The sequence below is a fragment of the Acidovorax sp. YS12 genome (assembly GCA_021496925.1).
Taxonomy (GTDB): Bacteria; Pseudomonadota; Gammaproteobacteria; order Burkholderiales; family Burkholderiaceae_C; genus Paenacidovorax.
This window is the reverse complement of sequence record CP053915.1, coordinates 2,536,350-2,556,486: the sequence shown is the minus strand read 5'-3', so window position 1 is coordinate 2,556,486 and position 20,137 is coordinate 2,536,350. Positions and strand designations below refer to the sequence as shown.

The window sequence follows — 20,137 nt, the reverse complement described above, 5'->3', positions numbered from 1 at the left end:
TGCCAGCTATCAAGAAAGGAGCGGGTCAGAACGGCGTGACGCTGTTGAAGAAGCGCCCGAGCCAGCCCATGGCCTGGGCCTCGGCCTGCTCGCCCAGGCCGCGCGAGACCACGCGCACGTTGGCCACGTACTGCGAGTCGATGATGTTGCCGGGGGCGATGCGGCGCGGGTCGATGGTGCCGGAAAAGCGCAGCACGTCCACGCTGCGGTTCACGCCGACCTGCTTCTCGCCAGCGATGACCAGGTGGCCGTTGGGCAGCACCTCGCTGACGATGGCGGTGATGTTGCTGGTGAAGGTGTTGGTGCTTTGCGTCTTGCCGCCGCCCTCGAAGGCGTTGGAGTATTCGGCGCCGATGGCCGTCTTGTCGGCCAGGTTGCCGCCGACGAAGGGCAGGGCGGTGATGCTGCCGCTGACCTTGGGGTTGCGGCTGACGTTGGAGGTCGAGTTCTGCGTGGCCGAGGTCTGCTCGCTGATGCGGATGGTGACCACGTCGCCCACCAGGCGTGCGCGCGGGTCTTCGAGCGCGGGGCGGTAGCGCGCCGCGTGGAACAGGCTGCCCGTGGGCGGGGCGGCCGTGTGCTGCTGCGGCATGGCGGACAGCGGCGGCGGCGCGGTGGGCAGCACGTCCACGGGCGGCGGCGGGTTCATGCTGGCGCAGCCGGTGGCGAGGGCCGCCAGGGCCGCCACCAGGGCGGGCAGGGCGAGGCGCAGGGCGGTGCTCATGGCGAACCTCACAGCTGGGAGAGCTTGGCCAGCATCTGGTCGCTGGTCGAGATGGCCTTGGAGTTCATCTCGTAGGCGCGCTGGGTCTGGATCATGCTGACCAGCTCCTCCACCACGTTGACGTTCGATGCCTCCAGGAAACCCTGCTTGATGTAGCCCAGGCCGTTGGTGCCCGGCGTGCCCTGCTGCGGCTGGCCGGAGGCGGCCGATTCCTTGTACATGTTCTGCCCCACGGGCTCCAGCCCGGCGGCGTTGATGAAGGTGGACATGGCCAGGTTGCCCACCTGCTGCGGCTGGGCGTTGCCGGGCACGGTGGCCGACACCACGCCGTCGGCGCTGATGCTGACCTTGGTGGCGTTGGCCGGGATGGTGATGCCGTTGGCCACCGGCAGGCCGCTGGAGGTGACCAGGCGCCCCTGCGCATCGACCTGGAACGAGCCGTCGCGCGTGTAGCCGATGGTGCCGTCGGGCAGGTTGACCTCGAAGAAACCGTTGCCGTTGATGGCCACGTCCAGGCTGTTGTTCGACTGCTGCAGGCTGCCCTGGGTGAAGGTGCGGCTGGTGGCCACCGTGCGCACGCCCAGGCCCAGGTGCAGGCCGGTGGGCAGTTGGTTCTGCTCGGTGGTCTGCGAGCCGACCTGGCGCAGGTTCTGGTAGATCAGGTCCTCGAACACGGCGTTGTTGCGCTTGAAGCCGTTGGTCGAGACGTTGGCGAGGTTGTGCGAGATCACGTCCAGCTGGGTCTGCTGGGCGGTCATGCCGGTCTTGGCGATCCACAGGGAATTGATCATGGTGTTCTCCTTCGGCCGCGTCAGCCGTTGATGCTGAGCAGCTGGGCGGCGCTCTTGTCGCTGGATTCGGCGGTTTGCAGCAGGCGCATCTGCTGCTCGAACTGGCGCGCGGCGGCGATCATGCCGACCATGGACTCGACGGCGTTGACGTTCGAGCCCTCCAGCGCGCCGGACAGCAGCGTGGCGTTCGGGTCCTGCGCCAGCGGATTGCCCGAGGCGGCGCGGAACAGCCCGTCGTCGCCGCGCTGCAGCGGGTCGTCCAGGCCCGGCGTGGCCAGCTTGATGCGGCCCACCGGCGCCGGGGGCTGGCCCGCCGTCTGGGCGGTGATGGTGCCGTCGGCGCCGAGCGTGATCTCGGCGCCGGGCGGCACGTCGATGGGCGCGCCGCCGTCGGACAGCACGGGCAGCCCGGTGCTGGTCACCAGCTGGCCCGCCTGCGTGACCTGGAGCGAGCCCGCGCGCGTGTAGGCCTCGGTGCCGTCCAGGCCCTGCACGGCGAACCAGGCGTTGCCCGTGGCCATGGCGTCCAGGTTGCGGCCCGTGCGCTGCACCGGGCCGGGGGTCTGCACATGGCCCGACGTGGCCTCCAGCGCGAACACCCGGGTGGTCGCGCCGTCGCCCTGCATGGGCACGGAGCGGAAGGTGGACATCTCGGCGCGGAAGCCGTTGGTGGAGACGTTGGCCAGGTTGTTGGACAGCACCGCCTGCCGGTGCGCGGCGGCGCTGGCGCCGGTCATGGAGGTGTAGATGATGCGGTCCATGGCGTGGCCTCGGGTTCAGCGCGCGTCAGCGCAGGTTCACCAGGGTGGACATGATCTGGTCCTGGGTCTTGATGGTCTGCGCGTTGGCCTGGTAGGCGCGCTGCGCGGTCATCATGTTCACCAGCTCGGCCGTCAGGTCCACGTTCGAGTCTTCCAGCGCGCCGGAGCGCAGCTGGCCGAAGGCGCCGTTGGTCGGCTGGCCGACGGTGGGCTGGCCCGACTCGAAGGTTTCCACCCAGAGGTTGTTGCCGATGTCCGACAGGCCCTGCGTGTTGCGGAACGTGGCCAGCGACACCACGCCTTCGGGGCGCGTCACGCCGTTCGAGTAGCGCGTCAGGATGGTGCCGTCGGTGCCGATGTTGATGCCGGTGAGCTGGCCGGCGGTGTAGCCGTCCTGCGTGGACTCGGAAACGGCCCACTTGGTGCCGTACTGGGTCGAGTCGCTGAAGTCGAACTCCACCGGGAAAGTGGGGCCTGGCGTCGGGCTGTTGGGGTTGGCCGGCGCCGTGGCGATGTTCAGCGTCAGGGTGGAGCCGCTGGTGATCTTGCCGTTGCCGTCGAAGGTGATGGTGCCGACCGGCGTGGCCACCACGGGCGGCGTCGCGGTCGGGTCGTCCAGCTGGTTGTACACGCTCCACTCGTTGGGGTTGGCCGTTTTCTCGAAGTACAGGCTCACGGTGTTGGGCACGCCCTGGCTGTCGTAGACGGTGATCGAGGTGCCGTAGGTGGCGCGCGGCGTGGGCGGCGTGGCGGTGGCGGCCTCGACGGCGCGCGCGTCCAGGTTGAACGTGACCTTGGCCTTCTCGGTCTGCTTGGCCGGGATCGGCGCGCCGGTGGGGAACACCAGCGGCCGCGGCGAGCCGGCGGTGGGCTTGCCCGTGGCCGGGTCGACCGGGTAGCCCATCACCTTGCCGCCGGCGTTGGTGATGACGTTGCCGGCCTTGTCGAGCTTGAAATTGCCGGCGCGCGTGTAGGCCATGGTGCCGTCGTTCTGCTGGATCTGGAAGAAGCCGTTGCCGTTGATGGCCACGTCCAGGTTGTTGCCGGTCACGGAGATGTTGCCCTGCGTGAACTGCTGTGCGATGGCGCCCACGCTCACGCCGATGCCGCCGTTGGTGCCGTTGGCCGAGCCGATGGCCGAGGCCACCATTTCGTCGAACTCGGTGCGCGACGCCTTGAAGCCCACCGTGCCGGAGTTGGCGATGTTGTGGCCGATCACGTCCAGGTTCTTGCTGGCGGCGTTCAGGCCCGAGAGACCTTGTTGAAAACCCATGGTTTGCTCCTTGAAAGAGGGTGTGCCGCGCTCAGACGATGTTGCGGAACAGGCTGTAGGGGATGGTGTCGCCGTTTTCCAGCGTCAGCGTGAGCGAGCCGTTGTCCCAGCCCGTGCCCACTACCTTCGACTGCATGAGCGTGGAGCTGTCCACCGCGCCGTCCTTGTTCGCGGCCACCACGCGAAAGCGCAGCGTGCTCGGGTCGCCGGCGGTGTACTTGCTCGTGTCCCAGGTGAAGTCGTGGCGGCCTTTTTCCTGCGCGCCCAGGTCCACCGTGTCCACCACCTGGCCGCTGGGGCTGAGGACCTCGATCTTGGTCGAGGTGGCCGTGTTGCCCAGCACGAAATAGCCCTTGCCGCTGCCCTTTTCGTCCACGGCCAGCTTGTTGCCTTCGGCCAGCACGGAGCGGCCGATCATCATCGTGCCCTGCAGCGTCTGCATGGCAGCGAACTGCTCGGTCATGCTCTGCATGGTCAGGTTGAGCTGCTGGATGCCCGTCACCGTGTTGATCTGCGCCATCTGCGAGGTCATCTGGGCGTTGTCCATCGGGTTCATCGGATCCTGGTTGTTGAGCTGCGCCACGAGCAGCTTCAGGAAGCGGTCCTGCGCCGCGTTCGGATCCGTCGTCGAGTTGCCCTTGGTGGCCGTGGTGGCGGCGCCCGCGTCGAGCGCGCTGGTGTCGATGGGGGTGATGAACATGGCTTATTGCCCCATCTGCAGGGTTTTGAGCAGCAGCGTCTTGGCCGTGTTCATGACCTCGACGTTGTTCTGGTAGGAGCGCGAGGCCGAGATCATGTTGACCATCTCCTCCACCGCGTTCACGTTGGAATGGTTGACGTAGCCCTCGCCGTCGGCCGAAGGGTGGCTGGGGTCGAACACGCGCCGCCCCGGCACCTGGCTTTCCTCGATGCTGCGCACGCGCACCCCGGCGGCGGCGTCCGAGCCCATGGGCGTGGTCTGGAACACCACCTGGCGTGCCTTGTAGGCCTGGCCGTCGGGGCCGGCCACGGCATCCACGTTGGCCAGGTTGCTGGCCACCACGTTCAGGCGTTGCGACTGGGCGCTGATGGCGCTGCCGGAGACGTTGAAGATGGAAAACATCGACATGGCGAAGGCTCGCTTTCTCTTACTGGCCCTGGATGGCGCTGAGCATGGTCTTGGCGTTGCCGTTGATGAAGCGCAGCGTGGCCTCGTAGCGCACGGCGTTGTCCACGAAGTTGGCGCGCTCGCGGTCCATGTCCACGGTGTTCTTGTCCAGGCTGGGCTGCGTCTGCACCGCGTAGCCCAGGGCGCCGGGCTGTTCGCCGGTACGCGCCGCGGGCAGCGGAATGTGCCCCGCGTGGCTGGTGCCGTCGGTGCCCAGCTTCTGCTGCACCAGCGCGGCGCCGCCATCCGTGGCGGCGCGCAGGGCGTCGGCGAACTGGAAGTCGCGCGCCACGTAGCCCGGGGTGTCGGCGTTGGCGATGTTGCTGGCGATGACGCGCTGGCGCTCGGCGCGCAGCATCAGCGCGTTGCCGTGGAAATCCAGCCGTTGCGTCATCTTGTCGAGCATGGGGGCCTCTGGTGGGGAAATGCCGGGGGGCTTCGGGTCGTGCAGCGATTATGGAAATGCGCCCTGTTTTCTAAAGCCCGAAGAAGCCGGGTTTGGGTGCGCAATTCCCGGCATGGCCGCCGGGCAGCCGGGCCTACAGTGCATGCGTTGAATTGGCCCTGCGCTGCAGGAGGCGCTCATGACTTCCACTCTTTCTTCACCTTGGACCTGGCTGCGCCGCGCGCTGCCCGGCATGGCGCTGGGTGTGGCCCTGGGCGCCTTCGCACAAGTACCGGCGCCCATGCCGGGCGATGCGCTGGCCGGCATCGGCCCGATGACGCAGCGCTGGCTCGACGACGCGCTGCAGCGCGCGCAGGCGGGCGGATCGGCGCTGCGCATGGAAGTGGCGGTGGGCTCGCTCGATCCGCGCCTGCGCCTGGCGCCGTGCGCGCGCGTCGAACCCTACCTGCCCGCCGGGTCGCGCCTGTGGGGGCGCACGCGCCTGGGGCTGCGCTGCGTCGAAGGCCAGGTGCAGTGGAACGTCTTCCTGCCCGTGACCATCAAGGCCTGGGGCCCCGCCTGGGTGCTGGCGGGCAACGTGCCCTCCGGCAAGGTGCTGACGGCCGCCGACGCCGTGCAGGACGAGGTGGACTGGGCGGCTGAAAGCGCCGCGGTCCTGGCGAACCAGGAGTCCTGGGTCGGGCAGGTGGCATCGCGCCAGCTGCTGGCGGGCCAGGCGCTGCGCCAGTCGATGGTGCGTCCGCCCGAGCTGTTCCGCGCTGGCGCCCAGGTGCGTGTGGTGGCGCAGGGCGCGGGCTATGTCATCACGTCCGCAGGGCAGGCGCTGAGCTCCGGGGCCGCGGGCCAGGCGGTGCGCGTGCGCATGGACAACGGCCGTATCATCAGCGGCACCGTGTCCGAGGATGGCGCCGTGGAAGTGGCGCTGTGAACGGCAAAAAAAGTTCCAGAAAAACCTAAAGTCTGGGAACGAGCCGCCGAAAACATGGACACGCAGCCTCCTGTCCACTGGAGGCGATGGAGAGAACCATGAAGATAGGTCAGCACCCGGAAATCGCCAATGCGCTGTCGCAGCCTGCCAAGCAGCAGGCCAAGGCCGCCGCGCCTGCGGCGCAAGCCGTTGCCCAAAGCACCGTGGCAACGAGCAGCGGTGCGCCGGTCACGTTCTCGAACGCGACGCGCAGCCTCGACTCCGCCAGCCGCACCCAGGGCGACTTCGACGCCAACAAGGTCAAGGCCATGCGCGAGGCCATCCAGAACGGCACGTTCAAGGTCAATGCCGAAGCCATTGCCGACAAGATGCTGGCCAACGCCCAGGAAGTGTTCGCGCGCGTGCACAACTGAGAGCGCCCGCTTTCTCCTCCCCGGTTCTTTCCCCCTTCTCCTCTCCCTCTCCTGAGCAGGCACCGCGATGACCTTGCAAGCCATCCTCGCCGGTGCCGAAGAAAAAGTACAGGCCGCTTCCGACGCCCTGCTGGCGGCCGACCCCGTGAAGCTGGAGCAGTGCAGCGGCTTGCTGCGTGACGCCGCCGCCGCGCTGGCACAGCTGGTCCAGCGCCAGGGCACGCAGGCCATCGACGCCGCGAGCGTGCAGCGCATCCAGGCCCTGGGCACGCGCCTGGCCCTGGTGCGCGACCAGTTGGCGCGCGTGGCCGCGCTGGCCGACCGCCAGGCCGCCACCGTACTGCCCCCGGTCGAGCCTTCCACCTACGGCAGCCCCAAGGGCAGCGCCGCGCGCATCTACCGCGCAGCCGGCTGATTGCTCCCAAAAACATAGCTTCCAGCGCTTGCTACATAAGCGCTAGAGCGATTTTCCCTTGTATTCGGCTTAGTTCGGAGCGCAGTCTATGCAACTGGCGCAGCCTTGGGCCAGCAGACGCCGCGCAAGGGCCGCCCCGCCGCGCTGGCGTCGTCCCCCTGCCCGCCACGCGCAGCGTGGCGAGAGCGGGGGGAAGCCGCGCAGCGGCTCAGGGGGGTGTTCTCTCAATGCGCCCGCATCTTGGTGCGCAGGCGGGCGACGGCCTGGCTGTGCAGCTGGCACACGCGCGATTCGGTCACGCCGAGCACGGCGGCGATCTCTTTCAGGTTCATGTCGTGCTCGTAGTACATGCCCATGATGTGCTGCTCGCGCTCGGGCAGGGCCTGGATGGCACGCACCAGCGCGTCGCGCAGGCGCTGGTCGCGCAGCATAGCCAGCGGGTCGGCGCCTGCGTCGGCCACGTGGCGGTCGAGAAAGCCCTCGTCGCCATCGTCATGGTGCATGTCTTCGAGGTAGACAAGCTGGGTGCCGCGCACCTTGCCCAGCAGGCTCTGGTAGTCCTCCAGGCTCATGCCCAGCTCGGCGGCGATCTCGGATTCCAGCGGGCTGCGCCCGAGCCGCTGCTCGACGCGGTGCAGCGCCTGCTCGATGTCCTTCTGGCTCTTGCGCGAGCTGCGGCTCATCCAGTCGCTGTCGCGCAGCTCGTCGAGCATGGCGCCGCGGATGCGCTGGGTGGCGAAGGTTTCGAACTGCACGCCCTGCGCCGCCTCGTAGCGCGACAGCGCCTCGGCCAGGCCGATCATGCCGACCTGGATCAGATCGTCGAGCTCCACGTTGGGCGGCAGCTTGGCGATCATGTGGTGCGCAATGCGCCGCACCAGCGGTACATGCTGGCGCAGCAGGGCATCGCGGTCGAGCTGGCCTTTGGCGGTGTACATCACGAGTCAGTGGCTCCGGACGAAGGGTGCGGTGGCCGGTGCAAGACTGGCATACAGCGGCGGCATGGCCACCGTTTCGTCGATGGTGCCCGCGTTCTCCAGCAGTTGCAAGGCCATGCGCTGCAGATCCTGGGGATTATCCGCGTCCACCACCAGCCCCTGCTGCGCCAAGCCGAGGTAGTCGGCCGCGCAGCGCTGCAGCGTGGCGATCTGCGTGCGCGCCTGGCGCTGCTGCGCCGGGCCGTCGCCGCGCACCAGGGCGCACACCTGGCTGCCCAGGCCGGCCTGCACCGCCAGCTGCTTGATGTGGCGGTAGGCCTGCTGTGTGCCCGTGGTGCCGGGCGCGGTCAGGATCAGCGGCACGCTGGCGTGCGGCAGCAGCTGCGCCAGCTGGTGCACGGGGGCGTGCAGCAGCACCAGTGCGTAGGCGCGGAACAAGGGGTGCAGCGGCGCTAGGGGTGCGGCGTCCGGCAGGCGCAACAGGCCGCGGGCAGCGGGCAGCACGGCTACGCAGGCGCTGTCGCCGTGCAGGGGGCTGGGGGGGGCGCTCCAGCCGTCCTGCTCCAGCAGTTGTTCCAGGCCGGGGGCGTGCGGGCTTTCCACGGCGCAGCCATCGAGCACGATGGTCGGGTAGCCCAGGCGCTGCAACTGTTCGCACAGCTGCCACAGCACCTGCAGGCCGAGCGCATCCGGCGCGCTGCCGACGGCGGCGAAGCGCAGTGCCTCGGCCGGGGCGCGGTGCAGCAGGCCCATGCCCTGGTGCATGCCGCGTTCAAGCATGCTGCGGCCCGGGCGAGAAGAAGAAGTTCAGTTCCATGGCCTTGGGGTCGAACGCCGACTTGGCCGGCGCGCGCATGGACTGCTGGATGAGCTGGTGCGCGTTGGCGGCTTCCCAGTCTTCGGGCACGCGCTGGCCGTTGGTCACGCCGCGCAGCAGCGTCTGGTGGCGGATCAGCGCGTCCATGGCGGGGCCAAGCTTCACGGCCTCGTCGATTTTCGAGAGGATGGCTTGCTGCGGCGCGCCGCTGGTCTTGAAGGCGTCGAGCACGTCGTCCAGCGTATCGCCGTGGCAGCCGGCGTTCAGCACCAGCAGGCGCTGCACGCCGGGCAGGTCGAGCACTTCTTCCATCTCGCGCTTGCGCGGGTCGCGCGGGGCCACGCCGGTGGTGTCGATCAGCACCATCTTCTTGCCCACCAGCAGGCCCAGCAGGTCCTGCAGCGCGGCGCGGTCGTGCGCCAGGTGGGCCACCACGCCGAGCATGCGACCGAAGCTGCGCAACTGCTCGTGCGCGCCCACGCGGTAGGTGTCGAGCGTGATCAGGCCGACGCTGCCCGGGCCGTACTGGCGCGCGCACATCGCGGCGAGCTTGGCCGTGGTGGTGGTCTTGCCCACGCCCGTGGCGCCGACCAGGGCGAAGATGCCGCCTTCCTCGTACAGCGGCTCCATGCGTGCGTCGGTCTTGAGGTTGCGCTCCAGCACTTCCATGAGCCAGCGCACGGCGTCGGCGGCGGAAAGGTCTTCAGGCAGGCGCTCCAGGATGGCGCGCGACAGCGCCGGGGAGTAGCCCGCGCGGATCAGCTTGAGCATCAGGTTCGACTGGATCGGGTCCTGCCGCGCCTGGCCCAGCCAGGACAGGGTGTTGAAGCGGTCCTCGATCAGCTCCTTCATGGCCTGCAGCTCGTTCATCAGCCCTTGCTGGCTGATGGCGGGCTCGGCGCGGCGGCGCGGCTCCTCGGGCAGGTCCATCGGAATGCTGCGCAGCGGATTGTGGCGCGCCACCACCGGCGCGGCGGGCGCGGGGCGCGGTTCATGCACGGGCGCTGGGGCTCGCTGGGGCTCGCGGGCGATGAATTCGGGCTCGCGCGCGCTCGGGCGCTCGGGCGCGAACTCGCGCGCACGCGGCTGCGGCTCGGGCGTGAAGCCGCGCGTGTGTTCGGGCTGGGAGTCGCGCGCGCGCTCGGCGAAGGTGGGCAGGCGTTCCGGCATGGCGGGCTCGGCCTTCGCGGCCGGGGGGGCGCCGTGCATGGCCTCGTGGCGGCGGCGCAGCATGCGTTCGCGTACGTAGTCCTGGAACGACAGGGTGCTCATGGCCAGCTGTTCGGTGTCGGCCTCGACGCTGCGGCGCGCGGGCGCAGGGGTGGGCGCGGGGGCGGGCCGCGCGCTCGGCGCGGGCGCGGCGCGGCGCGGTTCTTCGCTGGGCTGCATGGACTGCAGCGCGGGCCGTGCGGAGGGGGCGCTGTCCTGGTCGAGCGCGTGCAGCGTGTCCTCGGCGGTGGCCACGACCTCCACGCCGTTGGCGGTGGCGCGGTTGGACAGGATCAAGGTGCCGTCGCCGAAGGCCATGCGGGCCTTGGCCAGGGCCTCACGCGAGGTGGCGGCGTGGAAGCGTTTGATGTTCATGCTGCACCTTTGAGAATCGGGCCGATGCGGATGGTGTGGGTTTCAGGGATCTCGCTGTGCGCGAGTACCTGCAGCCGGGGCGCGACGCGGCGCACCAGGCGGGAAATGGCGCCCCGGATGGCGTCGGGCACGAGCAGGCAGGCGGGCATGCCCATTTCCTCCTGGTGCAGGGCGACTTCGGCAGCTTTTTGCGTGAGCATGTCGGCCACGCCAGGGTCGAGCGAGGGGCCGTTGGCGGCATTGCCCAGGGCTTGCACCAGCAGGCGCTCCAAGCCGGGCTCGATGGCGATCACGCTGAGTTCGCGCGTGGGCCCGTAGATCTGCTGGACGATGGCGGGCGACAGCGCGATGCGCACGCGGCGCGCCAGCTCCACCGGATCCTGCGTGGCGGTGGCGTGCTCGGCCAGTGTTTCGATGATGGTGCGGATGTCGCGGATATGCACGGATTCCTCCAGCAGAAGCTGCAGCACCTTCTGGAAGGTCGTGATCGAGACCATCTTCGGTACCACCTCTTCGATGAGCTTGGGTGCCAGCCTTGCCACGTGCTCCACGAGTTGCTGCGTCTCGGTGCGCGACAGGAGCTTGGCGGCGTGCACTTGCATCAAGTGTGACAAATGGGTGGCCATCACGGTCTCGGAATCAACGACCGTGAAACCGGCCATTTGCGCCGCTTCGCGCTGCGCGCCGTCGATCCAGTGCGCGGGCAGGCCGAACGCCGGGTCGGTGGTGGGCGTGCCGATCAGCGGCGTGCTGATGCCGCCGGGGTTGATGGCCAGGAACATGCCGGGGAAGGCCTCGCCCTCGCCCACGACCACGCCGCGCAGCGTGATGCGGTACGCGCTGGGCTTGAGTTCGAGGTTGTCGCGCACGTGCACGGCGGGCGGCAGGAAGCCCACCTCCTGCGCGAACTTGCGCCGCACGCCCTTGATGCGCGTGAGCAGGTCGCCTTGGCGGCTCTTGTCCACCAGCGCGATCAGGCGGTAGCCCAGCTCCAGGCCCAGCAGGTCGATGGGCTGCAGATCGTCCCAGCTGGCTTCGCCGTCGCTCGCCGGGGCGGGAGGGGCTTCGGTCGCGGCTGCGGCCGTGGCTGCGGCCTGCTTCTCACGCTGTACCAGCAGCCAGGCGCCGTAGCCGAACAGGCTGCCCATGGCGAGAAACACCACGTGCGGCATGCCGGGGATCAGGCCCAGCAGGACCAGGATGCCGGCCGTGACGCCCAGCACGCGCGGCGACATGAAGAGCTGGCGCACGATCTGGCCGCCCATGTCCTGCTCCTTGCCCACGCGCGAGATCACCATGGCGGCAGCCACGGAGATCAGCAGGCCGGGGATCTGCGCCACCAGCGCGTCGCCGACCGCCAGCAGGATGTAGCTGTTGGCGGCTTCGCTGGCTGACAGGCCGTGCTGCGCCATGCCGATGGCGAAGCCGCCGACGATGTTGATGAGCAGGATCAGGATGCCGGCAACGGCGTCGCCGCGCACGAACTTGCTGGCGCCGTCCATGGAGCCGAAGAAGGCGGCTTCTTCCTGCACCTCGGCGCGGCGGCGCTTGGCTTCGTCCTCGTTGATGAGGCCGGCGTTGAGGTCGGCGTCCACCGCCATCTGCTTGCCGGGCATGGCGTCCAGGGTGAAGCGCGCCGACACTTCGGCGATACGCTCGGCGCCCTTGGTCACCACGACGAAGTTGATGACCACGAGGATGGCGAACACGATCAGGCCGACCGCGAAGTTGCCGCCGATCAGGAAGTGGCCGAAGGCCTCGATCACCGCGCCGGCCGCGCCCGGGCCGGTGTGGCCTTCCAGCAGCACCACGCGGGTGGAGGCGACGTTGAGCGACAGGCGCATCAGCGTAGTCAGCAGCAGCACCGAGGGGAAGGCGGCGAAATCCAGCGGCCGGATCATGTACGCGGCCACCATCATCACCATCAGCGCCACGGCGATGTTGAGGGTGAAGAAGGTATCGAGCAGCCAGGCCGGGATGGGCAGCACCATGAGTGCCAGGATGGCCACCACGAGCAGCGGGGCGGACAGGCCCTGGACCATGGCACCGTTGCTGCTGGTCCACTGGCGCAATGCGGTCAGAGAGGTGTTCATGCGGCGCTTCCTTCAGGCGTCCGGGGTGCCTGGGTACGGGCGGCGGAGTGGTGCGGGTCCAGTTCGGGCGGAACGAAGGGCTCCGCCAGGGCCTCGGGCATGCGCCCTTCGCCGCGCAGGGCGGCCTTGAGGCGGTACACGTAGGCCAGCACCTGGGCCACGGCGGCATACAGCTGCGCGGGGATGGGCTGGTCCAGCTCGGCGTGTGCGTACAGCGCACGCGCCAGCATCGGGGACTGCAGCACGGGGATCTGGTGGCTGTTGGCCAGGTCGCGGATCTTGAAGGCGACCAGGTCGGTCCCCTTGGAAATCACCTGCGGCGCGTTCATGGTCTGGTCGTCGTAGCGCAGCGCCACGGCGTAGTGGGTCGGGTTCATGACCACGAAGTCGGCCTTGGGGACGGCGTTCACGCTGGCGCGGTCGGCGATCTCGCGCTGCTTCTGGCGGATCTTGCCCTTGATCTGCGGGTTGCCTTCCGCTTCCTTGTGCTCGTTCTTGACTTCCTCGTGCGACATCTTCAGGCGCGACTTGAACAGGATGGCCTGCAGCGGCACATCGATCAGGGCCACCAGGAAAACGACCAGCAGCAGCAGAGCCATGCCCATCATGAGCCAGTGGGCCACGTGGCTGATGGCCAGCTTGGAGGGCTGCAGCGCCACGATCACCACCTGCTCGATGCCGTTGCTGAAATACTTCCAGGCGACGAAGGTGAGCACCGTCGTCATGAACAGCATCTTGGCCACGTTGACCAGTTGCTGCTTGGAAAACAGGTTGGCAAAGCCCTGGAGGGGGTTGAGCCGGTTGAATTGGGGGGCGATGGGCTTGAAGCTGTAGATCCAGCCGCCTGCGGCGATGGCGCTGGCCACCGTGGCGAAGCAGGTCAGCAGCGCGAAAAGCAGGCTGGCGCCCAGGCCCGTCAGCACCATGTCCTGCAGGCGAAGGAGCATGAAATGCGGGCCCTGCACCGTCTCGGCGTTGAAGCGCAGCTGTTGCCCCAACGCGAATTGCAGGTGATCGACCAGGGGGCGGGCCAGCACCGCCATGGCGGCGGCACCGACGCCCAGGATGGCCAGATGCGAGAGGTCGCGCGAACGTGCAGCCTGGCCGTCATCGCGGGCTTTTTGCAGCTTGCGTCCGGTGGCTGGTAGGTTCTTGTCTTGGCTGGAGTCCATGGGGGCACGACACTAAGGGTCGTGCCATTGTCGTGAGGCAGTGCCAAAACTAAAGGCCGAATAGCGCCCCCGAAGGGGTGCTATTCGGCCTTGGCAGGCGGCTTGGCGCGCGGTTAAAAACCCAGACTGGCGAGCAGATCGTCCACTTGTGACTGGTCGGTGACCACATCCGGGGTATTTTCGGGGTCCACCACGGGGCCGGGCAGGTGCGGGCGCTCTTGCACTGCAGGCGCCGCCGGTGCCGGAGCGGCCGCCGGCAGGGCGCTGGCGGGCGCGGTCTGCACCAGCAGCTGCACCAGCTGCTGCTCGATCGTCGAGGCAAGGGTCACCACGCGCGCGATCACCTGGCCGGTCAGATCGTGGAAATCCTGCGCCATCATGATCTCGGTAAGGTGCTCGTCGGCCTCCTTGGTCACGCGTTCCATGTCCACCAGATGGTTGTAGATCTCGCCCTTGGCCACGGTGGCGACGGGATCTTTCACCAGCGCATCGAGCACGCGCTTGGTCTCGGCCGCGATGTACTCGTGCTGGGTCTTGGCCTGTTCCACGCGCCCCAGCACCTTTTCCGCCGCCTCGCCCGTCAGGCGGGCGATGTAGGACAGGCGGTTCTGCGCATCTGGCAGCTCCCCCGCGCTGCCGCGCAGCTTGTCGGCGTAACCCAACTGGTTGAGCGCGTCGTGCAGCTGGCGCGTCAGGAGGCCGATTTTCTGGTGTACGTCGGGTGCGCTGTTCGACGGTGTTTCCGGGGTGTCCATGGTTTCATAGCCCCATCTTCTTGAGGATCAAGGTCACCTTCTCCTCCAGCGTGGCCTTGGTGAAGGGCTTGACGATGTAGCCGGCGGCACCGCCCTGCGCGGCCGCCACGATGTCTTCCTTGCGCGCCTCGGCCGTGACCATCAGCACGGGAAGGTGCTTGAGCTTCTCGTCTCCCTTGATCTCGGCCAGCAGCTGGAAGCCATTCATGTTCGGCATGTTGATGTCCGTTACCACGAAATCAAATTTGCCATTGCGCAGTTTCTGCAAGGCGGCGACGCCATCCTCTGCCTCGTCGGCATCGGCGAAGCCGCTTTCCTTCAGCAGGTTGCGGACGATGCGCCGCATGGTCGAGAAGTCGTCAACGATCAAGAAACGAAGGTCTGCCACGTGGGACCCTTTCGGTCGGTATTTATGGTCAATGGTCTCATGGGCGCGGCCGTTGTGACAAGTGGTTACGGCTGCTTACCCGGTGAGGGATTGTCCTGCTTTTCAGGAAGCAATTGTTCAATCGGGACTTCGCGGGGCTGTTTGCCCAGCAGGCGTTCCTCGGCCTCCCGGGTCAGGATGGTGATGGTAATGCGCCGGTTGATGGCCGCGCGCGGGTTGGTGGGCTCCAGCGGGTCGCTGGCGGCCAGGCCCACTACGCGGGCCAGCTTGGCGTCGGGCATGCCGGCGGCCACCAGCTCGCGGCGCGAGGCATTGGCCCGGTCGGCAGAAAGCTCCCAGTTGCTGTAGCCGCGCTCGCCGTTGCCGTAGGGCGTGGCGTCGGTGTGGCCGGCCAGGCTCACGCGGTTTTCCACCCCGCCCAGGGCCGAACCGATGGCGCCCAGGATGTCGCGCATGTAGGGTTTCACCAGGGCGCTGCCGCTGTCGAACATGGGACGGTTCTGGTCGTCGACGATCTGGATCTGCAGGCCGTCGGGCGTCACGTCGATGCGGATCTGCGAGCGGTACTCGTTGAGCTTGGCGTTCTCCGTGATCATCGCGTCGATCTTGGCGTGCAGCGCGCGGATGCGCGCCGCGTCCTGGCGCGCGCGTTCGGCGCGCGAACTCAGGTCCATGCGGCGGTTGGTGTCGTCCGGGGAGTCGGAGCGGCGCACCTGGCCGTGCACCTTGGACAGATCCGTGCCGCCGCCGGGGATCACGCTGGAACTGTTGCCCGCGCCGTCGCCGCCGGCCATCGCCACCTTGAGCGGCGAGGCGAAGTAGGCCGCGATGCCCTGCAGGTCGCCCTTGGCCGTGGAGCCCAGCAGCCACATGAGCAGGAAGAAGGCCATCATCGCAGTGACGAAGTCGGCGTAGGCGATCTTCCAGGCCCCGCCATGCGCGGCATGCGCGGTTTTCTTGACGCGCTTGATGATGATGGGCTGGAGCTTCTTTTCTGCCATGGCGTTGCGTGGTGGCGGGCTTGGGGCGCGGGCTTACTTCTTGCCCTTCACGTGGCTTTCCAGCTCGATGAAGGTGGGGCGGTCGGTGGAGAACAGCACCTTGCGCCCGAACTCGATGGCCGTGGCCGGGTTGTAGCCCTGCATGCTGGCGAGCAGGGTGGACTTGATGCACTCGAACTCCTTGGCGGCGTCCTCGGCCTTCTGCTCCAGCAGGCCGGCGATGGGCTCGACCAGGCCATACGCCAGCAAGATGCCCAGGAACGTGCCCACCAGTGCCGAGGCGATCATGCCGCCGAGCACGGCGGGCGGCTGGCCCACCGAGCCCATGGTGTTCACCACGCCCAGCACCGCCGCCACGATACCGAAGGCGGGCAGCGCGCCCGCCAGGCGCGTGAGCGCCGCCACCGGGGCATGGGCCTCCTGGTGGTGGGTCTCGATCTCGCTGTCCATCAGCGACTCGATCTCGTGCGCGTTGAGGTTGCCCGACACCATCATGCGCAGGTAGTCGGTCATGAACTCGACCACGTGGTGGTCCGTGCCCACCCCGGGGTACTTGGTGAAAAGCGGCGATTCCTTGGGGTTCTCCACGTCGCCCTCGATCGCCATCAGGCCTTCCTTGCGTGCCTTTTGCAGGATGTCGTAGAGCAGCGCCATCAGGTCCATGTAGCGCGCCTTGGTGTACTTGTTGCCCTTGAGTGCCGCGGGAATGGCGGCCATCGTGGCCTTGAGCACCTTGGGCTGGTTGTTCACGATGAGCGCCCCCAGGGCCGCGCCGCCGATGGTGATCATTTCAAACGGCAGCGCCTCCAGCAGCACATGCACGTTGCCGCCGTGGGCCACGAACACGCCAAAAACGCACCCAAAAGTGATGGCATAGCCAATGAGGACGAACATGTCGGAGGAGTAGGAGACGTGGGCGGGCCGGTCAAAAAGACCGTGCCCAGCCAGTGGCGCCGGGCACGGCGGGGATGCGCAATCGTATCAATGTATCGGCTGGCGGCGTCCAGTGCTTGAGAACTTATAGCTTTTTGGGCCTCCAGCGCTTGTCTGGCAAGCGCTGGCAGCTATGGTTTTTGATGTCCGATGCACGGGCGTGGCGCGTTTCACCCGGGCAGCCAGGCGCGCAGCCAGTCGTCCAGATGCGCGCCTTCCAGCATCCAGTCCCGCCGTATCGCATCGCGCAGCGCGTCGCCCGCGGCGGCCGTGGCGTCCAGGTCGGCCAGGTGCATGCGGATGGCGTCCACCCAGTCCTTGTAGCGGTTCTTCACGCGCGTCACGGGCAGGCTGCCTTGGTAGGCGGCCACGTCGCTGCACACCACGGGGTAGCCGCAGGCGCCGTACTCCAGCAGCTTCAGGTTGCTCTTGCAGTCGTTGAACAGGTTGTGCTCCAGCGGGGCCACGGCCAGGTCGAGGTTCAGGCTGGCGAGCTTGTGCGGGTACGACGCGATGTCGACGGGCGCGTGGTGCTCGTGCAGGTACGGGCGCATGGGCGCGGGGCACATGCCGAGGAACACCCACTCCACCTCCCCCGCCAGGGCTTTGACCACATCGGCGATCAGCTCCAGGTCGCCCTGGTGGCTCGCGCCACCGGCCCAGCCCACGCGCGGGCGGCGGCCCTGGCTGCGCAGGCTGGCGATGCGGCCCCAGCGCTCGGGCGGCAGCCGGTTGGGCACCACGCGGATGTCGCGGTGCAGCTTGGCCATTGCTTCGGCCAGCGGGGCAGTGGAGACCACCAGCCGGTCCGTCAGGTCGAGCCAGCGCCGCAGCACCCGCTGCATGTCCTGCGGGAGCTGGCCGCGGTGCCCGTTCTTCATGGGCAGGTTGAGCAGGTAGTCGTCCAGCTCGGCCACCTTGAACGCCTGGGTGAACGGCGCGGTACGGCGCACCATCTCGAACGGCGCGTCGCTCACCAGGCGCTGCAGTACCCAGGTGTCGGGCCGCAGGCGCTCCATCTCCACGGGGCCGTAGTGGTACTCGCTCACGCGCACGTCGGCCAGCCCGGCCTGCGCCATGGCCTGGCCGGGGTGGATGATGCGGTAGTGGCCGCAGCCGAAGGCGTCAGCGTTCACCGCCAACACCACCGGCAGCGGGCGCCACGGCAGCGGGTTCCAGTTCAGGCGCGTGTCGGTCTCCACGGCGAACTCGGTCGATTGCAGCGACAGGTTGCGGTTGTAGGCCGGGTCATGTGCCAGCGCGGGCAGCCAGCGGCGGTACATCGCATCTTGCGCGCGCTCGCGCTGCTGTGCGAAGGCCTCGGGCGGCACGGCGGGCAGGGTGGCGCCCTTTTCGTGCAGCAGCACGGCGTGCGGCGTCCACACTGTCAGGTAGCCCGCCGCGCGTGTGCGCAGGCACAGATCCATGTCGCCGCAGATCAGCGGGAACGCTTCGGCATCCATGCCGCCCAGCTCGTCGTAGAGCGCCCGGCGCACCATCAGGCAGGCGGCGCTCACGGCGCTGTAGTTCTGGTCGATCTCCAGCCGGTGCATGTAGCCCGGTGCGTCGGCCTCGGCCCCGGAGAACGGGTAGCCCGCCATGCCGTGCAGCCCCAGCAGCAGCCCGGCGTGCTGCACCTGGCCGCTGGGGTAGAGCAGCTTGGCGCCTACCACGCCCACCTCGGGGCGCTGCGCATGGTTGAGCAGCGCGTCGAGCCAATCGCCCTGCACGATGGCGGTGTCGTTGTTCAGCAGCACCAGGTAGTCGCCGCGCGCCTCGCGTGCGCCCAGGTTGTTCATGGCGGCGTAGTTGAACCCCTCCGGATAGCGCAGCACGCGGATGCGCGCCTCGCCCAGCGCGGCCAGCCCGTCGAGCCATGCGCAGGCGGCCGGGTCGGTGCTGCCGTTGTCCACCAGCAGGATCTCGTAATGCGGATAGGTGGTCTTTTCCAGCAGTGAGCTGACGCAGCGCTCCAGCAGGGCGAATTGGTCCCTGGTGGGGATGATGATGGATATCAGCGGCTGCGCCTGGTGCCCATAGAGGATGCGGTAGCGCCCCGGCAGGGCGGCATCGACCGTGGCGTTGTCGTAGCCGCGTGCCAGCAAATGCTGCTGCAGTACGGCCAGTTCATGCGCGTTGTTTTCCATCGGCGGCGCGGCGATGGTCAGCAGGGGCTCGTGCACGTGGGCCAGGCCGTCAAGCCCGCCGGTTTCGATCAAGCGCAGCAGCAGCGCGAATTCTGGCGCCTGCGCATAGGCAGCATCGAACCCGCCTGCTTCGAGGAATACGTCGCGGCGGAACAGCCAGTGCCGCGCCATGTTCGCGGGGCAGGACAGCAGCATGTCCAGGTTGAAATCCGGGCGCATGAGCGCCGCAGGCTCGCCCGTATCGGTGCGCACCAGCGCATCGGCATAGACGGCGCGGCATTGCGGGGCATGACCCAGTTCCAGCGCCACCATCAGCAGGCCCGATGGCGTGAAGCAATCGCCCGCATCCACCACCAATATCCAGCCACATGACTCCATTTGCACGAGTGGGAGGACGGCATCCAGCGTTTCGACCGCTACCCAGCGCAACTGCGGCAGTTTCTCCTGTGCCGCAGGTTCTGGGCCGCCCAGCACGGTGATGGAAGAGGGTGCATAGGGCGGTTGAAGCTCCGCAAGGCTGCGCAAGGTAGCGGTCAGCGCTGTGCTGCCCAGCCCTATGGTGCGAATGAAGACGGCCAGTGTGGGCGCCTCGCTGGCGAGGCGTTCCGTAATCAGGCGTGATTGCGCGGGGCCAGGCGTGCGCTGGGCTTGCCATTGCGCAAGGGAAGATGTATGGGCAAACGCATAGGAGGCGGCCATGGCGGCTTCCCTTTGCTGGCGCTGGCGGTCTGGAAGTTGGGCATGCGCGATGGCGGCATTTTGCGTCACGTCAATGAAGTTCTTGACGCTTTCCAATGCCTGGGCATGGATCCGTGCAATTTGCTCTCGATGGTCGCGGTCGATTGGCGGAACTGGTAAGACTCCAATATCGGATTCCAATATTTGTCTCATGCCGGGATTGGGTCTGAATCGCTTCAGGTAATCCGTTTCGACGAATATGGGCTGGCAGCCGCATGCATAAGCTTCCGAAGCCATGCTCGATGGTTCATAACAATAAAGAACCTCTGTTGATCGCAGGATTTCTGCGATTTCTTCGGGCGATCGAGGAATGTCCTGGCATAGGCTGAGGCCATTTTTCTTGACGGTATCGGATATTTTTCCGCCAGATAAAAGATATTTGTGAGCGTAGTAGCAGAACCCTTTCCTATTTGCCTTGCTCACTCCATCTTCGTTGAAAATTCTATTGTCTGCGCTGGGAATGAAGAGTCTGCCGCTGGACTTTTCTTCTTGCAAGACCCATTCATCCCAATGAAATATTATTTCATTTCCGCGTATGACCTTTTCGCCTCCCAGGTGGCCCGCCTGGTTGAGGAGCCAACGCGCAACCACTGCACCATTCAATGGATTCCCAGTGATGGTTTCAGGATACACCATGACGGGTGTCCTCCTCGTTTGTGCGTGTTTTTCCTTGACGTCCGGAGTCAGAAGAGGTGTCCGAAGCCAAGGGCTAT

Annotated in this window: 20 protein-coding genes; 3 read left to right on the top strand and 17 right to left on the bottom strand. The window is 67.5% G+C overall.

From position 1 onward, the window contains the following. Positions 1 to 25: 25 nt before the first annotated feature. Genes YS110_11685 through flgB form a run of 7 tightly spaced genes read right to left on the bottom strand, consistent with a single transcriptional unit; the run spans position 26 to position 5,102 of the window. Positions 26 to 724 carry a flagellar basal body L-ring protein FlgH gene (locus YS110_11685; protein ID UJB65361.1) on the bottom strand — a complete coding sequence of 233 codons (699 nt, stop codon included), beginning with the start codon at positions 722 to 724 and terminating at the stop codon, positions 26 to 28. A gap of 8 nt (positions 725 to 732) precedes the next feature. Continuing rightward, on the bottom strand, positions 733 to 1,515 hold the full coding sequence (gene flgG, locus YS110_11680; GenBank protein UJB65360.1) for a flagellar basal-body rod protein FlgG: 783 nt from the start codon (positions 1,513 to 1,515) through the stop codon (positions 733 to 735). 20 nt (positions 1,516 to 1,535) lie between these two features. Then, on the bottom strand, positions 1,536 to 2,276 hold the full coding sequence (gene flgF / locus YS110_11675; protein ID UJB65359.1) for a flagellar basal-body rod protein FlgF: 741 nt from the start codon (positions 2,274 to 2,276) through the stop codon (positions 1,536 to 1,538). A 25-nt stretch (positions 2,277 to 2,301) separates the two neighbouring features. Continuing rightward, positions 2,302 to 3,549: a flagellar hook protein FlgE gene (flgE, locus tag YS110_11670; GenBank protein ID UJB65358.1), complete on the bottom strand. Its 1,248-nt coding sequence runs from the start codon at positions 3,547 to 3,549 to the stop codon at positions 2,302 to 2,304. A 31-nt stretch (positions 3,550 to 3,580) separates the two neighbouring features. Beyond that, positions 3,581 to 4,249 carry a flagellar hook assembly protein FlgD gene (locus YS110_11665; GenBank protein UJB65357.1) on the bottom strand — a complete coding sequence of 223 codons (669 nt, stop codon included), beginning with the start codon at positions 4,247 to 4,249 and terminating at the stop codon, positions 3,581 to 3,583. Positions 4,250 to 4,252: 3 nt separating this feature from the next. Beyond that, positions 4,253 to 4,657, bottom strand: coding sequence for a flagellar basal body rod protein FlgC (gene flgC, locus YS110_11660; protein UJB65356.1), 405 nt, complete (start codon positions 4,655 to 4,657; stop codon positions 4,253 to 4,255). Between the two features lie 19 nt (positions 4,658 to 4,676). Continuing rightward, a complete protein-coding gene (flgB, locus tag YS110_11655) occupies positions 4,677 to 5,102 on the bottom strand; it encodes a flagellar basal body rod protein FlgB (protein UJB65355.1) in 426 nt (141 codons plus the stop codon). A gap of 178 nt (positions 5,103 to 5,280) precedes the next feature. On the opposite strand from flgB, the gene flgA reads away from it, so the two are divergent. The 3 genes from flgA (at position 5,281) to YS110_11640 (ending at position 6,858) form a co-directional block, all read left to right on the top strand. Beyond that, positions 5,281 to 6,030 carry a flagellar basal body P-ring formation protein FlgA gene (flgA, locus tag YS110_11650; GenBank protein ID UJB65354.1) on the top strand — a complete coding sequence of 250 codons (750 nt, stop codon included), beginning with the start codon at positions 5,281 to 5,283 and terminating at the stop codon, positions 6,028 to 6,030. A 98-nt stretch (positions 6,031 to 6,128) separates the two neighbouring features. Beyond that, complete coding sequence (gene flgM, locus YS110_11645; GenBank protein UJB65353.1) at positions 6,129 to 6,443, top strand: flagellar biosynthesis anti-sigma factor FlgM; 315 nt, start codon at positions 6,129 to 6,131, stop codon at positions 6,441 to 6,443. 67 nt (positions 6,444 to 6,510) lie between these two features. Further along, positions 6,511 to 6,858: a hypothetical protein gene (locus tag YS110_11640; protein UJB65352.1), complete on the top strand. Its 348-nt coding sequence runs from the start codon at positions 6,511 to 6,513 to the stop codon at positions 6,856 to 6,858. Between the two features lie 224 nt (positions 6,859 to 7,082). On the opposite strand, the gene YS110_11635 is transcribed toward YS110_11640, so the two are convergent. The 10 genes from YS110_11635 to YS110_11590 form a co-directional block, all read right to left on the bottom strand. Further along, positions 7,083 to 7,796, bottom strand: a complete 714-nt coding sequence (locus tag YS110_11635; GenBank protein ID UJB65351.1) for an RNA polymerase sigma factor FliA — start codon at positions 7,794 to 7,796, stop codon at positions 7,083 to 7,085. A 6-nt stretch (positions 7,797 to 7,802) separates the two neighbouring features. Further along, the gene (locus YS110_11630) at positions 7,803 to 8,576 is read right to left on the bottom strand and encodes a hypothetical protein (protein UJB65350.1); all 774 of its coding nucleotides are present in this window, start codon (positions 8,574 to 8,576) and stop codon (positions 7,803 to 7,805) included. Beyond that, positions 8,569 to 10,197 (bottom strand): flagellar biosynthesis protein FlhF, encoded by a 1,629-nt coding sequence (gene flhF / locus YS110_11625; protein ID UJB65349.1) that lies wholly within the window; start codon positions 10,195 to 10,197, stop codon positions 8,569 to 8,571. The genes YS110_11630 and flhF overlap by 8 nt, the downstream gene beginning before the upstream one ends. After that, on the bottom strand, positions 10,194 to 12,290 hold the full coding sequence (gene flhA / locus YS110_11620) for a flagellar biosynthesis protein FlhA (GenBank protein ID UJB65348.1): 2,097 nt from the start codon (positions 12,288 to 12,290) through the stop codon (positions 10,194 to 10,196). The genes flhF and flhA overlap by 4 nt, the downstream gene beginning before the upstream one ends. After that, positions 12,287 to 13,462 carry an EscU/YscU/HrcU family type III secretion system export apparatus switch protein gene (locus tag YS110_11615; GenBank protein ID UJB65347.1) on the bottom strand — a complete coding sequence of 392 codons (1,176 nt, stop codon included), beginning with the start codon at positions 13,460 to 13,462 and terminating at the stop codon, positions 12,287 to 12,289. The genes flhA and YS110_11615 overlap by 4 nt, the downstream gene beginning before the upstream one ends. A gap of 113 nt (positions 13,463 to 13,575) precedes the next feature. Next, positions 13,576 to 14,217, bottom strand: a complete 642-nt coding sequence (locus YS110_11610; GenBank protein UJB65346.1) for a protein phosphatase CheZ — start codon at positions 14,215 to 14,217, stop codon at positions 13,576 to 13,578. A 4-nt stretch (positions 14,218 to 14,221) separates the two neighbouring features. Continuing rightward, entirely contained in the window at positions 14,222 to 14,605 is a 384-nt protein-coding gene (gene cheY / locus YS110_11605; protein ID UJB65345.1) for a chemotaxis protein CheY, read from the bottom strand. Between the two features lie 65 nt (positions 14,606 to 14,670). Beyond that, positions 14,671 to 15,606 carry a flagellar motor protein MotB gene (motB, locus tag YS110_11600; GenBank protein ID UJB65344.1) on the bottom strand — a complete coding sequence of 312 codons (936 nt, stop codon included), beginning with the start codon at positions 15,604 to 15,606 and terminating at the stop codon, positions 14,671 to 14,673. A gap of 33 nt (positions 15,607 to 15,639) precedes the next feature. Beyond that, positions 15,640 to 16,500, bottom strand: coding sequence for a flagellar motor stator protein MotA (motA, locus tag YS110_11595; GenBank protein ID UJB65343.1), 861 nt, complete (start codon positions 16,498 to 16,500; stop codon positions 15,640 to 15,642). 209 nt (positions 16,501 to 16,709) lie between these two features. Further along, the gene (locus tag YS110_11590; GenBank protein UJB65342.1) at positions 16,710 to 20,060 is read right to left on the bottom strand and encodes a glycosyltransferase; all 3,351 of its coding nucleotides are present in this window, start codon (positions 20,058 to 20,060) and stop codon (positions 16,710 to 16,712) included. Between the last annotated feature and the right edge of the window lie 77 nt (positions 20,061 to 20,137).